The 15,401-nt window shown below is 63.7% G+C and carries 11 protein-coding genes; all 11 read left to right on the forward strand.

Going from position 1 to position 15,401, the window contains the following annotated elements:
- Positions 1-377 (forward strand): c-type cytochrome (locus DBR12_RS13660; protein ID WP_146185537.1); only part of this gene is annotated, 377 nt, incomplete at its 5' end.
- A gap of 14 nt (positions 378-391) precedes the next feature.
- A complete protein-coding gene (locus DBR12_RS13665) occupies positions 392-1,672 on the forward strand; it encodes a c-type cytochrome (RefSeq protein ID WP_108617765.1) in 1,281 nt (426 codons plus the stop codon).
- A gap of 58 nt (positions 1,673-1,730) precedes the next feature.
- Positions 1,731-2,132, forward strand: a complete 402-nt coding sequence (locus DBR12_RS13670; RefSeq protein ID WP_108617766.1) for a thioredoxin family protein — start codon at positions 1,731-1,733, stop codon at positions 2,130-2,132.
- A gap of 136 nt (positions 2,133-2,268) precedes the next feature.
- A complete protein-coding gene (locus tag DBR12_RS13675; protein ID WP_108617767.1) occupies positions 2,269-3,402 on the forward strand; it encodes an ABC transporter substrate-binding protein in 1,134 nt (377 codons plus the stop codon).
- Between the two features lie 722 nt (positions 3,403-4,124).
- A complete protein-coding gene (locus DBR12_RS13680; RefSeq protein ID WP_108617768.1) occupies positions 4,125-7,565 on the forward strand; it encodes a DEAD/DEAH box helicase in 3,441 nt (1,146 codons plus the stop codon).
- Between the two features lie 273 nt (positions 7,566-7,838).
- Positions 7,839-8,432 (forward strand): ribosome maturation factor RimP, encoded by a 594-nt coding sequence (rimP, locus tag DBR12_RS13685; RefSeq protein WP_108617769.1) that lies wholly within the window; start codon positions 7,839-7,841, stop codon positions 8,430-8,432.
- 78 nt (positions 8,433-8,510) lie between these two features.
- Positions 8,511-9,998, forward strand: coding sequence for a transcription termination factor NusA (gene nusA / locus DBR12_RS13690; protein WP_108617770.1), 1,488 nt, complete (start codon positions 8,511-8,513; stop codon positions 9,996-9,998).
- A gap of 24 nt (positions 9,999-10,022) precedes the next feature.
- Entirely contained in the window at positions 10,023-12,902 is a 2,880-nt protein-coding gene (gene infB, locus DBR12_RS13695; protein ID WP_108617771.1) for a translation initiation factor IF-2, read from the forward strand.
- 32 nt (positions 12,903-12,934) lie between these two features.
- On the forward strand, positions 12,935-13,315 hold the full coding sequence (rbfA, locus tag DBR12_RS13700) for a 30S ribosome-binding factor RbfA (protein WP_108617772.1): 381 nt from the start codon (positions 12,935-12,937) through the stop codon (positions 13,313-13,315).
- The gene (gene truB, locus DBR12_RS13705) at positions 13,312-14,310 is read left to right on the forward strand and encodes a tRNA pseudouridine(55) synthase TruB (RefSeq protein WP_108617773.1); all 999 of its coding nucleotides are present in this window, start codon (positions 13,312-13,314) and stop codon (positions 14,308-14,310) included. Before rbfA ends, truB begins: the two co-directional genes overlap by 4 nt.
- Positions 14,307-15,401 (forward strand): GTP-binding protein (locus DBR12_RS22870; protein WP_233244497.1); only part of this gene is annotated, 1,095 nt, incomplete at its 3' end. The genes truB and DBR12_RS22870, both read left to right, overlap by 4 nt.

Here is a 15,401-nt window from a genome sequence, read left to right on the forward strand (position 1 = left end):
CTGCGTTGGAGCAGGGCCGCAGACTGGTGCAGCAGGGCGACGCCGCCCGCAACATCCCCGCCTGCGTGGCCTGCCACGGCGCGGGCATGACGGGCGTTGCGCCATCCATCCCAGGCCTGCTGGGGTTGCCGCGCGACTACCTCAATAGCCAGCTTGGCGCCTGGAAAACCGGCCAGCGCCGCGCACATGCACCCGACTGCATGGCCGACATTGCCCGCCAGCTCACGCCCCATGATGTAAGTGCGGTTTCGGCCTGGTTGGCCTCCCAGCCCGTAGTTGCGGGGGGCAAGCCCGCCCGCACGCTACCTGCCGCCATGCCTGTGCGGTGCGGTGGTGTGGCGGACGTCCCCGTGGCCACTGCGGCTGTAGCACGTTGAGAAAGGATGCGCTGATGAAACGTATCCTCTGGACGATCTCCTCGGCACTGGCGCTACTGGGCGTTGCTGCTGCCCTCCTGGTCACCCTGAACCTGCGTGGCGAAGAGCCGCTGCCCGCCACCGAAACCCTGCATTCCACGCCCGAGCTGGTGCAGCGCGGCGAATACCTGGCGCGCGTAGGCAATTGCATGGCCTGCCACACCATGCAGGGCGGGGCGCAGTTTGCAGGCGGGCGCGGCATCGACACGCCGTTTGGCGTGGTGCACACCTCTAACCTCACCCCCGACAAGGCGCATGGCATTGGCAGCTGGACCTCGGCCGAGTTCTGGCGCGCCATGCACCATGGCCGCAGCAAGGACGGGCGGCTGTTGTATCCGGCGTTTCCTTACACCAACTACACGCAGGTGACGCGGGAGGATTCGGATGCGATCTTTGCCTATCTGCAAAGCTTGCCCGCCGTGGCCGAGTCCAACCGGGCGCACGCGCTGCGTTTCCCGTACAGCACGCAGGCGGCGCTGGGCGTTTGGCGGGCGCTTTTCTTCACTCCAGGCGCACCCCAATCCGAGCCCGCGCAAACGGCCGAATACAACCGGGGCGCTTACCTGGTCAACGGCCTGGGCCACTGCACCGCCTGCCACACGCCGCGCAACGCGCTGGGTGCCACTACCGACGCCAAGGCGTTCACTGGCGGGTTGATCCCGGTGCAGAACTGGTATGCGCCTGCTCTCAATGCGGCGACCGAGGCAGGTGTCAAAGAATGGAAAACCCAAGACGTGGTGGCCCTGCTCAAGACCGGTGTGGCCCCGCACGGCTCGGTACTGGGCCCCATGGCCGAGGTGGTGTTCCGCAGCACGCAGTACCTTACCGATGCCGATGCAAGCGCCATGGCTGCGTACTTGCAGGCCCTGCCGCAGCAGGTCCGCAAGGCACCTGCCGCCGTAGTCGCGCCCCCGTCCAGTGCCATGGCGCGGGGCGGCAAGGTCTACGAACAACACTGCGCGCAGTGCCACGGCGACCAGGGCCAGGGAGAGTCCGGCGCCTTCCCGGCGCTTACAGGCAACCGCGCCATCACGTTGGCCGACCCCACCAACCTGGTGCGCGTGGTGCTGCAGGGCGGCTACCTGCCCGCCACTGCAGGCAACCCGTACCCGCATGGCATGCCGCCGTTCCAGCAGTTTCTGTCGGACGAAGAAGTGGCGGCTGTAACCACCTTTGTGCGCAACAGCTGGGGCAACCAGGCGCCGGGTGTGGGTACCATTGAGGTTTATCGCGCCCGCGAACGGCGCGGCTTGTAGCGGGCTCTTTGCACCTCATTGCAAGGGGCCTGCCGCGCCAGCCCCAGGAGCCCGTTTGATGTCCAGCCCCGCCACACTGCCTCCGTCCTCCTCGCCAGGCCCCGCGGCTGCCACGCTCGGCGGCTGGTGGGCCGTGTGTCTGTGCGCAGCGTGGTGTGGTACTTGCTGCATCTACCGCCCCCTTTTTGACGAATTGGCCCGCGCGCATCCGGATGTCCGTTTTGAATGGGTGGACATCGAGGACGAGTCCGATCTGGCCGGCGATCTGGATGTGGAAACCTTTCCCACATTGCTGATTGCTGACGGCCAGCGCGCGCTGTTTTTGGGCCCGCTGCTGCCCCAGGCGCCGGTGCTGGCGCGTCTGCTGACCAGCCTGCAGGCGCATTCACAGACTGCGGCGGGAGCCGGTCCAGACGCTCAGGGTGTGTTTGATCGCGTGCGCGCGGCGCGGCGCGGCTGACGGGGCGAAGGCCGCTTGTGGCGGCGCAGCAATGTGTCATAACAGGTATGGCATGCATTGCTATACTGCTTGGCCGCCTTGGCTGCCGAGCCGACACCCCCCAAGTCAGAGGGGCCTTCGAGACAAATTCCCTTATATGCGTTTGACCCATTTTCTTGGCCGCACCCTGGTGGCGCTTTCGATTTTTTCATCAAGTACGCTGGTCTTTTCCCAGGGTATCGTTCTGGGTCAGATCGGCCCCTTTACAGTGCTGCCCGCGCCTGATGCGGTGCAGGTGAACGAGGGCATCAAGGCCTACGTGGCACAGGCCAACAAGACGGGCATCAAAGGGCAAAAGATCACGCTTTTCGAGGTCGATGATCGCTACAGCGCAGAGGGTTTTCTGGAACAGTTCCCCAAGGCGATGGAAAAAAAGCCCATTGCGCTGATTTCCCCCATCGGTTCTGCCGCCATCAAGCGCATGCTTGATGACAAGTTGCTCGACTCCGCTTCGGTGGTTGTCATGAACGCGGTGCCCGGCGCAGAAAGCCTGCGCACGCCCGGCCACGCCAAGCTGTTTCACATCCGTGCCGGGGATAAGCAGCAGATTGAAAGAATCGTTGCCCACTCCCGCACGCTCGGTATGTCGCGCCTGTCTGTGCTGCATCAGGACCTGCCGATTGGCATTTCGGGCATGGCCATGGCCCAGGAAGCAGCTAGCGCCACTGCGGGCATGGAGCTCCAGGGGGTGAAGTCGGCCACTGAGCCTGCGGCGCTGGCCGCTGCCGCCCAGCAGGTGGGCAAGATCGGGGCTCAGGGTGTGCTGGTGGTGGGCGCTCCGCGTTTCATGGCTGAAGGCATTGCGGCCTTGCGCAAGGCGGGTGTTTCGCAATCGATTTTTGCACTGTCGTACGTGCCTGCCGGGCTCATCGTGAAGCTCGCGGGCGAGCAGGGAGCCCGGGGCGTGGGCATTGCACAGACATTCCCCAACCCCAACGGCAAGACGCTGCCCCTGCACCGCGAATTCCATGCGGCGATGAAAGAGGCTTTCCCGCAGTTGCAGGAGTACACATCGTTCCACCTGGAAGGCTACCTGTCGGCACGTACCGTGGGTGAAGCCCTGAAACGCTCCAAGGACACCAACCTGACGGCGGCCAGTCTGGCAAGCACCTTGTCCAGCATGGGCGAGGTTGATTTTGGCGGCTTTCGTGTGGACTTCTCCAAAGGCAACGTCGGCAGTCGCTTCGTGGACATCGCCGTGATTGGAAGTGACGGGCGTCTGCGCTATTGATGGGAGCTCGCCTGCGCCGGTGTGCGATGCTGGTCCTTTGCGATGGTCGCTATGGGCCGTGGCATTTGGGGCGCAAGAAGTGCCACCAATGTTGATGGGTTTGTTTGCTATGAGTGTGATAGCTACTTGCGGACGTCCATAAAGCGCCAGCATGGGTTGTTAAGTGAAGTGGCGGTATGAACAACCAAGTGCGCCTGTAACCACTGTAAGGTGGCCTCACTTTGTAGTCATGGGACACCGCATGTGGAGTTTTCAAGCCCAAGCATCGGTGGGGCCGGTGGTTGACCCGTGCTCTGTTTGCTACACCTGCAACTCGCTTCCCATGCCCAGATCACTGCCCCTTGGGGAACTAGTGGCGTGGCTGCCCATTGTGGTTCTTGTTCAACCCACGCTGCCAGGGGCTGTGCGGATCGGCGAAGTAAGTCTTCGTCTTCAGGCGTTTGTGCGCCCACCTGTGATCGGTGAACTCGTTGGTGCACAGTTTTTGCGGCTGATCTCGCGAACAATGTTGCTGCTGTGGTGCACTACGCGATGGGCTCTTCGCGAGATTGAAATGCCCGCGTCGCGAAGGTGTTGGACTGGGTAGCGTTCGCTTTGGCTCAGGTGGGTGTAGTTCATGCTGAACTGCGATTGACTGCTGGGTCACAGTAGTCATCTTCACTCACTTTTCTGGGCCTTCCTCTTTGCAATGCGCACTTCGCTGTGTACACCGCCAGTTTTTTATGCCCATATCTTGCCCCCCCTGGTTCCAAACCCGTTCGCTGCAGGCCCAGTGCGACAAGGGCGTCTGGTCGCGGGGCGTAGACCTGTACCGCCGGGCAGACGTGGTCCGCATCGACATCACCTCCGAAGGCGAGGGCAGCATCGCGATAGAGGGTCAAGTGCAGGGCAGCCTGCCCGAGCCGTATGACGTGTCTGTGGAGCTCGTTCTTGCGCCCAACGGCCAGGTCCGCTCCTGGTCGGGTGAATGCACCTGCCCGGTAGGGCTGGACTGCAAACACGCCGTGGCGCTGACGCTGAAGGCTGCGCACCTGCGCTCTGGCCCGGCGCCAGCGCCCCTTTCGGTCCCGGCCGTCCAGCCGCTGCAAGCCATGCAGGACCGCGTGGCCGCCCAGGCCCGTGCTGAGGCCGAGGCGCGCCTGGTGCGCTGGCTGCACGACTGGGACCTGGCCGCAGGCAACGCTTCACCGCCCTTGCCCGGCGCGCGCGCAGACCGGCCCGAGTGTTATCTCTACCTGCTCTCTACCTTGGGTCGTCCGCGTTCGGGCGCTCCGCAGCTGCAGATTGAGGCCGTGGTGTCCTACCCCAAGGTCACCGGAGGCTGGGCCAAGCCCAAGACCATCCGCACCCAGCCCGGCCCCGGCCAGGCGGTGTATGACCGTGCCACCGATGCCGACCGTCAACTTCTGCAACTTCTGCGTGCCCTGCCACGCAGCCTGGGCTATTACTCGGCCTACAGCGGCACGCCGTCGGGGGTGTTGGAAGGCGCGGTGGGCCTGCTGGCCCTGCAGCAGGCAGCCGCCACGGGCCGTTTGTTTGCCGATGCGGGAGGCTCCACCGTGGGCGTGCCGCTGCGCTGGGGTGACGCGCTGCCCATTGCCTGGACCTGGAAGGAATCCCCCGCCCCCGAGGGCGGCGACTGCGCATGGACCCTGCAGGCGCGCCTGCCCAGCCATAGCGCCACCCTGTGCGCCAACCACCCGCCGCTGTACATCGACACCGATCAAGGCCAGTGTGGATCCGTTTCTTCCGAGGGCCTGAGCCCAGTGCAACTGGGGATGCTGCTGCAGGCCCCCACGCTGGCCGCAGCCGCTGTGCAAAAACACCATGCCGATGTGGCCAGCCGCCTGGGCGGGGTGGTGCCGCTGCCGCCGGGGCTTAGTCCACTGACGCGCATGCGAGGCGTTATGCCCGTGGCGCGCCTGCACCTGGCGCTTGTGCCCGAAGCCGATGTGCCGGATCTGGGCCTCATTACCGCCCAACTGCGTTTTGACTACCAGGGCCTTGTGGGCTGGTGGATCGGACAGGAGCTGAGCGTTTTGGCAACCGGTGCCGATGGCGGCCAGGTGCTGCTGCAACGCGATGCAATGGCCGAGCTGGGCGCCATCGAGCGCCTGATGGGCTTGGGGCTGCTGGGCACCGACGACGGCCTGTTCGGCATCCCTGGTGAGCAACCGCAGAACGACTGGATGCACTGGGCCGATAACGGCTTTGTGGTGCTGCGCGACGCGGGTTTCGTGCTGACCGTGGACGCGGCGCTGAACGGCTGGATCACCCATGCCGAAACCCTGGACGTGGCCTTGCAGCCCAGTGGCGAGGGCGACGACGCTGCCACATCGCCCTGGTTTGCGCTGTCGCTGGGCATGGAAATCAACGGTGTGCGCCATAACATCCTGCCCTGGCTGCCAGAGCTGATTGCTGCCGCTGCTGCCCAGCCGCTGGACCCCGCGACAGGGCTGCCCCAGCTGCCGTCGCATGTCTACCTGCCGGCGCACAACGGCCAGGGCTTTGTACGGCTGCCGACCGACACCCTGCGGCCCTGGATGGCCGCTTTGCTGGATCTGGTGGGCGACCGCGCGCACGATTTCAGCGGCAACAGCCTCAAGCTCTCGCGTCTGGACGCGCTGCGCACCAGCGCCGCCTTGGGTGAAGGGGCGGTGTGGCAGGGCGCGGGCGCACTGCACAGCATGGTGGCGCAGTTGCGGGGCGCGAGCGCATTGCCTGCCGTGCCCGTGCCTGCAGGTGTGCAGGCCACGTTGCGGCCATATCAGCAGCAGGGCCTGAACTGGCTTCAGTTTCTGCGCGCCCATGGCCTGGCCGGGGTGCTGGCTGATGACATGGGCCTGGGCAAGACGCTGCAGACGCTGGCCCATATCCAGGTTGAAAAAGACGCGGTCCGCCTGAGCGACCCTGCCCTCATCATTGCGCCGGTAAGCCTGATGGGAAACTGGCAGCGCGAGGCTGCGCGCTTTTGCCCCGGCCTGCGTTGCCTGGTGCTGCACGGCGCGGGCCGCCACGCCGTGGCCGATGCGGTGGCCGAGCACGACATCGTCATCGCTCCCTATTCGCTGCTGCAGCGCGACCGTGAACGCTGGCTGGCGCAGCCCTGGCATCTGGTGGTGCTGGACGAGGCGCAGAACATCAAGAACGCCAGCACCCACGCCGCTCAGGTGGTGGGCGAGCTGAAGGCGCGCCACCGCCTTTGCCTTTCGGGCACGCCCATGGAAAACCACTTGGGCGAAATCTGGAGCCTGTTCCACTTTTTGATGCCGGGTTTTCTGGGTAGTCAGCAGCGCTTCAAGGAGTTGTTCCGCACCCCCATCGAGAAACAAGGAGACACGGCCCGCCTAGCGCAGCTGCGGACCCGCGTCACCCCGTTCATGTTGCGGCGCACCAAGGCGCTGGTGGCGGCGGAACTGCCGCCCAAGGTGGAGTCTGTGATGCCCGTGGAGCTGAGCGGCCCGCAGGCCGACCTGTACGAAACCATCCGCCTGGGGATGGAGAAAACCGTGCGCGAGGCGCTGCAAACAAAGGGGCTGGCCAAGTCCCAGATCACCATCCTGGATGCGCTGCTCAAATTGCGGCAGGTGTGCTGCCACCCAGCGCTGGTGCCGCTGGATGCCGCCAAGAAGGTCAAGACCTCGGCAAAGCTGGAGCAATTGATGGCGATGTTGCCCGAGATGCTGGCCGAGGGGCGGCGCATTTTGCTGTTCTCGCAGTTCACCAGCATGCTCACGCTGATTGAGGCGGGGCTTAAGCAGCGCGGCCTGCCCTGGGTCAAGCTCACGGGGCAGAGCCTAAAGCGCGACGCGATCATTGAGCAGTTCACCAGCGGACAGGTGCCGCTGTTTCTCATCAGCCTCAAGGCAGGTGGGGTAGGGCTCAACCTGCCACAGGCTGACACCGTGATCCATTTCGACCCCTGGTGGAACCCCGCTGTGGAAAACCAGGCCACCGACCGCGCGCACCGCATCGGTCAGACGCAGAGCGTGTGGGTGGTCAAGCTTGTGGCGCAGGGCACAATTGAAGAGCGCATCCTGGCACTGCAGGAGCGCAAGGCCCAGCTGGCAGGCAGCCTCTACAGCGAGGCGGCGGCCCGCAAAGAGCCGCTGTTTACCGAAAGCGATCTGGCCGAACTGCTGCAGCCGCTATCGTCGTTGTAGCAACAAAGGAATGCTGGGCGTGCGGAGAACGTTTTTTTTGGCACCAAAGCTGTCCGGCCACAGCGCTGGCGCTTTAACAACATCATGTGGGGGGCACCACACGCGCTTTCTTTGCAAATCAATGCTTTACGCGTTACAATAAGAGCCTCACGACCAAACGGGCGGGTACCAACCGCCCGTTTTTTTTGGTCGATTGCTTTTCGAGCTCGAAGCTGCCGGAGAAGTCTCCGGGGGTTATCGGGTTTTTTGTTTTTCCGGGATTGAACTGAACACGTGGCACTACAGCAAGTCGTTGAACAAATTGTGACTGGCCTGGACTATGACCTGGTGGAGATCGAGCGCTCCGCCGGCGGTTTGCTGCGCGTCACCATTGACTTGCCCTGGGTGCAGCCGGCTGCCGATGCGCCCGCTCCTGTGGTTGAGCAGTTCGTCACCGTCGAGGATTGCGAGAAGGTCACGCGCCAGCTGCAGTTTGCGCTGGAGGTGGATGGCGTCGAATACAAGCGCCTGGAGGTTTCGTCGCCCGGCATCGATCGTCCCTTGCGTCACGAGCAGGATTTCGTGCGTTTTGAAGGCGCGGTCATCGACATCACCTTGAAGGCGCCCATTGGTGCCGCAGGCGGGGGGCAGGTCAATGCCACACGCAAGAAATTTCGCGGCACGCTGGAGCGCGCCGAGGCGGGAGGCTGGCAAATCGTCTGGAGCGATGAGCCGCCTGTCAAGCCAGGTCAAAAAGTGAGCAAGAAACGTGTGCCCGCCCCCTTGCAGGCGCTGGGCTTTACCCTTAATGAACTGCGGGATGCGCGCCTGGCGCCCATCGTGGACTTCAAGGGGCGTGCGGGCAAGGCCGGGTCGGCAGCTGCCTGAGTTGCTGAATGGATTGGGGTGGGTGGTCGCTGCGCGCAGCCTTCCATCTTCGGGTGATTGAAACAGGAGAGTCGTCGCATGAATCGCGAATTGTTGATGTTGGTTGAGGCCATTTCGCGCGAAAAGAACGTGGAGCGGGATGTGGTCTTGGGCGCCGTGGAGTCGGCCCTGGCCCAGGCTACCAAGAAGCTGTACCAGGGCGAGGTGGACATCCGCGTGTCGATTGATCGCGACAGCGGCAACTACGAGACTTTCCGCCGCTGGTTGGTGGTGCCCGACGACGCCGGCCTGCAGAACCCCGAAGCCGAAGAGTTGCTGATGGACGCGCAGGAGCGCATCCCCGACATCGAGGTGGGCGAGTACATTGAAGAAGGTGTTGAGTCCGTGCCCATTGGTCGTATTGGTGCCATGGCCGCCAAGCAGGTCATTCTGCAGAAGATCCGCGATGCCGAGCGCGAAATGCTGCTCAACGACTTCATGTCCCGTGGCGAAAAGATCTTCACCGGCACCGTCAAGCGCATGGACAAGGGTGACATCATTGTTGAATCCGGCCGCGTCGAAGGTCGCCTGCGCCGTGGCGAGATGATCCCCAAGGAAAACCTGCGCAGCGGTGACCGCGTGCGGGCCATGATCATGGAAGTGGACCTCACACTGCGTGGCGCCCCGATCATCCTGTCGCGCTCTGCCCCCGAGTTCATGATCGAACTCTTCCGTCAGGAAGTGCCCGAGATCGAGCAAGGCCTGCTGGAGATCAAGTCCTGCGCCCGTGACCCCGGCTCGCGCGCCAAGATCGCTGTGCTCTCGCACGACAAGCGCGTGGACCCCATTGGCACCTGCGTCGGCGTGCGTGGCACCCGCGTGAACGCGGTGACCAACGAACTCGCTGGCGAGCGCGTGGACATCGTGCTGTGGTCCGAAGACCCGGCACAGTTCGTGATCGGTGCTCTGGCTCCGGCCAATGTGTCCTCCATCGTGGTCGATGAAGAAAAACACGCCATGGATGTGGTGGTGGACGAGGAAAACCTTGCCATCGCCATCGGCCGTGGTGGCCAGAACGTGCGCCTGGCGTCCGACCTCACTGGCTGGAAGATCAACATCATGGATGCCGCCGAAAGCGCGCAAAAGCAGGCCAACGAGACCGACACGGCCCGCAAGCTGTTCATGGAAAAGCTGGATGTGGACGAGGAAATCGCCGACATCCTGATCTCCGAAGGCTTCAACAGCCTGGAAGAGGTGGCCTATGTGCCACTGCAGGAAATGCTGGAGATCGAAAGCTTCGACGAAGACACTGTCAACGAGCTGCGTGCCCGTGCCAAGGACGCTCTCTTGACCATGGAAATCGCCCGCGAGGAAAGCGTGGAAGAGGTCTCTCAGGACCTGCGCGACCTCGAAGGCCTCACCCCCGAACTGATTGCCAAGCTGGCAGACGGTGGTGTGCATACGCGTGACGACTTGGCCGACCTGGCCATTGATGAGCTGACCGACCTGACCGGACAGTCTGCAGATGACGCCAAAGCCTTGATCATGAAGGCGCGCGAACATTGGTTCGCGGGGCAACAAGAGTAAGGGTCAGGGAGGCACGAACCACATATGTCCAGTAATACTGTCGCCGAGTTCGCAACCGAACTCAAGAAATCGCCTGAAACCCTGCTCGACCAGCTCAAGGCTGCGGGCGTGGGCAAGGCTGCCCCCTCCGATGCACTTACCGAGTCGGACAAGCAAAAGCTGCTTGCATATCTGCAAGCCAGCCACGGCACGGCATCTGTCGACCGCAAGAAGATCACGCTGGTGAAGAAATCCACCAGCGAGATCAAACAAGCCGACGCCACAGGTAAGGCGCGTACCATCCAGGTGGAAGTGCGCAAAAAGCGCACGTTCATCCAGCGGGATGAAGGCGCTGATGCCGCTGCCGAGGCCGCAACTGCGGCCGCGGAAGAGGCTGCTGTGTCGAGTGAAGACCTGGAGCTGGCCCGTCGTGAAGAGGAGGCCCGCCGCCAGGCCGAGTTGATCCGCCGCCAAGAGACTGAACTGGCTGAGAAGCGTGCCGAGCGCGAAGCCCGTGAGAAGCGCGAGCGCGAAGCCGAAGAGCGTGCTGCTGCCTATGCAGCCCAGGAAGCCGAAAAGAAGGCCCAGGCCTCGGCTGTGAAGCAGGAGGCCACGCGCGAGCAGGCTGCGGAAGCGGCTGCACGCGCCGCTGCGCAGGCGGAAGCTCGCGAGAAGGCCCAGGCGGAAGCCAAGGCCCGTGCGGACGAGGAATCTGCCCGCGCCCGTGATCTGGAAGAGCGCCGCCGCAAGGCCCTGGCTGAAGCCGAAGCCATCCGCGCCATGATGGCCACGCCCAAGAAGGCGGTCATGGTCGCCAAGAAGCCCGAAGAACCCAAGCCCGTGGCCAAGCCAGCGGCGGTGGGTGATGCCAAGAAGGGTACGCTGCATAAGCCTGCCGTCGGCACGGGTGGCCCGCGTGCAGGTGCCGCAGCCCCGGCTGGTGCAGGTGCTGGTGCTGGTGCTGCCCCGGGTTCGGGCAAGGAGGTCAAGTCGGCCAAGTTGTCCTCCAGCTGGGCCAACGACACGGCCAAGAAGAAAGAAATCAAGACCCGCGGCGACAGCAGCGGCGGTGTTGGCCGCAACAACTGGCGTGGAGGCCCGCGTGGCCGCCGTGGCGACAGCCGCGACCAGCGCGACGATCATCAGCAATCCGCTCCGGTCGAGGCGCGTATTCTTGAGGTGCATGTGCCCGAAACCATCACGGTGGCGGAGCTGGCGCACAAGATGTCGATCAAGGCGTCTGAAGTCATCAAGGCGCTGATGAAGATGGGCCAGATGGTCACCATCAACCAGCCGCTGGACCAGGACACCGCCATGATCGTGGTGGAAGAACTGGGCCACAAGGCCGTGGTGGCGGCGCTGGACGACCCGGAAGCCTTCACCGACGACGATTCGCAGCAGCAGAACGCAGAGCTGCTGCCCCGCGCACCGGTGGTCACTGTCATGGGCCACGTGGACCACGGCAAGACCTCGCTGCTGGACTACATCCGCCGAGCCAAGGTGGCTGCCGGAGAAGCCGGCGGTATCACGCAGCACATCGGTGCCTACCATGTGGAAACCCCACGCGGCATGGTGTCGTTCCTGGATACCCCTGGTCACGAGGCCTTCACGGCCATGCGTGCCCGTGGTGCCCAGGCCACCGACATCGTGATTCTGGTGGTTGCTGCCGACGACGGCGTGATGCCTCAAACGAAGGAAGCCATCAAGCACGCCAAGGCAGCGGGTGTTCCTATCGTGGTGGCGATTACCAAGGCCGACAAGCCTGATGCCAACCCCGACCGTGTCAAGCAGGAGCTGGTGGTCGAAGAAGTGGTGCCCGAAGAATACGGTGGCGATTCGCCGTTCGTGCCCGTGTCTTCCAAGACAGGCATGGGCATCGACACGCTGCTGGAGCAGGTGCTGCTGCAGGCCGAAGTGCTGGAGCTGAAGGCGCCGGTGGAATCGCTGGCCAAGGGCCTCGTGATCGAAGCCCAGCTGGACAAGGGCCGTGGCCCGGTAGCCACGGTGCTGGTGCAGTCCGGCACGCTCAAGGTGGGCGATGTCGTGCTGGCTGGCCAGACCTTTGGCCGCGTGCGCGCCATGCTGGACGAAAACGGCAAGGTGGCCAAGACAGCCGGTCCGTCGATCCCGGTGGAAATCCAGGGTTTGACCGAAGTGCCGCAGGCAGGTGACGAGTTCATGGTGCTCACCGACGAGCGCCGTGCACGCGAAATCGCCACTTACCGCGCTGGCAAGTTCCGCAACACCAAGCTGGCCAAGCAGCAGGCTGCGAAGCTGGAGAACATGTTTGCCGACATGACGGCGGGCGAGGTCAAGACCCTGCCCATCATCGTCAAGGCCGACGTGCAGGGTTCGCAGGAAGCGCTGTCGCAATCGCTGCTCAAGCTCTCAACAGACGAGATCAAGGTCCAGCTGGTGTATGCCGGCGTGGGCGGTATCAGCGAGTCCGACATCAACCTGGCGATCGCCTCCAAGGCCATCGTGATCGGCTTCAACGTGCGTGCCGATGCCGGCGCGCGCAAGACGGCCGAGAGCAACGGCGTGGACCTGCACTACTACAGCATCATTTACGACGCTGTTGACGAGCTCAAGGTGGCCATGTCCGGCATGCTGGCTCCCGAGCAGCGCGAGGAAGTCATCGGCACGGCGGAGATCCGCACTGTGTTCGTGGCAACGAAGATCGGCACGATTGCTGGTTCGTACATCACGTCCGGCATGGTCCATCGCAACGCCAAGTTCCGCTTGCTGCGCGACAACGTGGTGGTCTACACCGGCGAAGTCGATTCGGTCAAACGCCTCAAGGACGATGTCAAGGAAGTCAAAGAAGGCTTCGAGTGCGGTATCAAGCTCAAGAACTACAACGACATCAAGGAAGGCGATCAACTCGAATTCTTTGACATCAAGGAAATCGCTCGCACGCTGTAAGGCGAGGCGACGACGAGAGCGACGACGACGACATGGCTGCGAAGAAATCCGCCACTCCCAACCGCGCCTTCAAGGTGGCCGACCAGATCCAGCGTGATCTGACGGAGCTGATCGCGCGCGAGTTGAAAGACCCGCGTGTGGGCATGGTGACGCTACAGGGCGTGGAGGTGACCCCCGACTATGCCCATGCCAAGGTGTTCTTCAGCCTGCTGACGGGTGACCCTGTGGAAACCCAGGTGGCGCTTAATCAGGCTGCGGGCTTCTTGCGCAACGGCCTTTTCAAGCGCCTGCACATTCACACGGTGCCCACGCTGCACTTCGTTTTTGACCGCACTTCCGAGCGTGCAGCCGACATGAATGCGCTGATTGCGCGCGCCGTGGCTTCCCGCTCCAAAGACGACGAGGAAACATGACCGAGCGCGCTCCCCGCATCCGGGTGCAGCGGCGCCCGGTGCACGGAGTGCTGCTGCTCGACAAACCCCTGGGCCTGTCCAGCAATGACGCCTTGCAAAAGGTGAAATGGCTGCTGCGCGCCGAAAAAGCGGGCCACACCGGCACGCTCGATCCGCTCGCCACGGGCGTGTTGCCGCTGTGTTTTGGCGCGGCCACCAAGTTCAGCCAACTGCAACTCGAAGCCGCCAAGACCTACGAGGCGATCGCTGTGCTGGGCACCACCACCACCACCGGTGACGCCGAGGGCGAGGTGCTGGAGCGCCGCGAGGTGGACCCCGCCCAGCTCGCGCCCGAGCGCCTGGCCACCGTGCGGCAGCAGTTCACCGGCCCCATCCGCCAGGTGCCGCCTATGCACAGCGCGCTCAAGAAGGACGGTAAGGCGCTGTATGAGTACGCACGTGCAGGGGTCACGGTGGAGCGTGAGCCGCGCGATGTGGTCATTCATGCACTAAAACTGGCACTCACGCGCACTGATCAAGCACTGTTTGCTATCAAAATGGTAGTAACCTGCAGCAAAGGCACCTATATCCGCACCTTGGGTGAAGACATCGGTGCTGCGCTGGGCTGTGGAGCGCACCTCAGCTTCCTGCGGCGCATCGACACCGGTGGCATCGGTGTGGAGCGCTGCGTCACGCTGGAGCAGCTGGAAGCCATGCCCGAGGCCGACCGCCTCGCCTGCCTGGAAGTCCCCGAATCGTTGCTGGCCGGGCACACACGTGTCACGCTGGACAGCGACAATGCCGCTCGTTTCCTGTCCGGCGTGCGCCGACGCGGGGCCTGGCCCGATGCCGGCGCGGTGGCGGTGTTTGGAGAACGCCCCCCGGCGTTGCTGGGGGTGGGCCACATTGCTGGCGGGGAGCTGGTGCCGGGCAGGCTCCTGAGTCCGCTGGAAATTCAACAAATCTTGGAAAGCAAGCCGCACCTGCAAACCAGCGGCACATTGGAAAAACTATGACTAAACAGATCCGCAACATCGCCATCATCGCCCACGTTGACCATGGCAAAACCACCATGGTGGACCAGCTGCTGCGCCAGTCCGGCACCTTCGCCGACCACGAAAAGGTCGTCGATACGGTGATGGACAACAACGCGATTGAAAAAGAGCGTGGCATCACCATCCTGGCCAAGAACTGCGCCGTGAGCTGGAAGGGCACGCACATCAACATCGTGGACACCCCCGGCCACGCGGACTTCGGCGGTGAAGTGGAGCGTGCCCTGTCCATGGTCGACAGCGTAGTGCTGCTGATCGACGCGCAAGAAGGCCCCATGCCCCAGACGCGTTTCGTGACCAAGAAGGCCCTGGCCCTGGGCCTGCGCCCCATCCTGGTGGTGAACAAGGTGGACAAGCCCGGCGCCAACCCCGACAAGGTTGTGAACGCAGCGTTCGACCTGTTCGACAAGCTGGGTGCTACCGACGAACAGCTCGATTTCCCCGTGGTGTACGCCTCGGGCATCAACGGCTGGTCGTCGCTGGAAGAAGGCGCTCCCGGCGAGCAGTGGGGCCCCGACATGTCGGCCCTGTTCGACACCATCCTCTCGCACGTGCCACCGAACACGGGTGACGCCAATGCCCCGCTGCAGCTGCAGATCTCGGCGCTGGACTTCTCCACCTTCGTGGGCCGCATCGGCGTGGGCCGCATCAGCCAGGGCACCCTCAAGCCCATGATGGACGTGGTCGTCATGGAAGGCCCCAATGGCAAGGCCGTCAAGGGCCGCGTGAACCAGGTGCTGACGTTCCAGGGCCTCGATCGCATGCAGACGCCTGTGGCAGGCCCTGGCGATATCGTGCTGATCAACGGCATCGAAGACATCGGCATCGGTGTGACCGTGACCGACCCCGCCAACCCCGCGCCGCTGCCCATGCTGAAGGTGGACGAGCCCACGCTGACCATGAACTTCTGCGTGAACACCTCGCCCCTGGCAGGCCGTGAAGGCAAGTTCGTGACCAGCCGCCAGATCTGGGACCGCCTGCAAAAGGAACTGCAGCACAACGTGGCCCTGCGCGTGAACGAGACCGACGAAGAAGGCATTTTCGAAGTGATGGGC

It is taken from the genome of Acidovorax sp. HMWF029 (genome assembly GCF_003060895.1).
In the GTDB taxonomy this organism is placed as follows: Bacteria; Pseudomonadota; Gammaproteobacteria; order Burkholderiales; family Burkholderiaceae_C; genus Acidovorax.

What these genes read in the sequence shown, in the direction of transcription:
- DBR12_RS13670 (WP_108617766.1), top strand. Translation starts at nt 1,731, where the DNA reads ATGTCCAGCCCCGCCACACTGCCTCCGTCCTCCTCGCCAGGCCCCGCG.
- DBR12_RS13665 (WP_108617765.1), top strand. Translation starts at nt 392, where the DNA reads ATGAAACGTATCCTCTGGACGATCTCCTCGGCACTGGCGCTACTGGGC.
- DBR12_RS13675 (WP_108617767.1), top strand. Translation starts at nt 2,269, where the DNA reads ATGCGTTTGACCCATTTTCTTGGCCGCACCCTGGTGGCGCTTTCGATT.
- DBR12_RS13680 (WP_108617768.1), top strand. Translation starts at nt 4,125, where the DNA reads ATGCCCATATCTTGCCCCCCCTGGTTCCAAACCCGTTCGCTGCAGGCC.
- infB (WP_108617771.1), top strand. Translation starts at nt 10,023, where the DNA reads ATGTCCAGTAATACTGTCGCCGAGTTCGCAACCGAACTCAAGAAATCG.
- truB (WP_108617773.1), top strand. Translation starts at nt 13,312, where the DNA reads ATGACCGAGCGCGCTCCCCGCATCCGGGTGCAGCGGCGCCCGGTGCAC.
- nusA (WP_108617770.1), top strand. Translation starts at nt 8,511, where the DNA reads ATGAATCGCGAATTGTTGATGTTGGTTGAGGCCATTTCGCGCGAAAAG.
- rbfA (WP_108617772.1), top strand. Translation starts at nt 12,935, where the DNA reads ATGGCTGCGAAGAAATCCGCCACTCCCAACCGCGCCTTCAAGGTGGCC.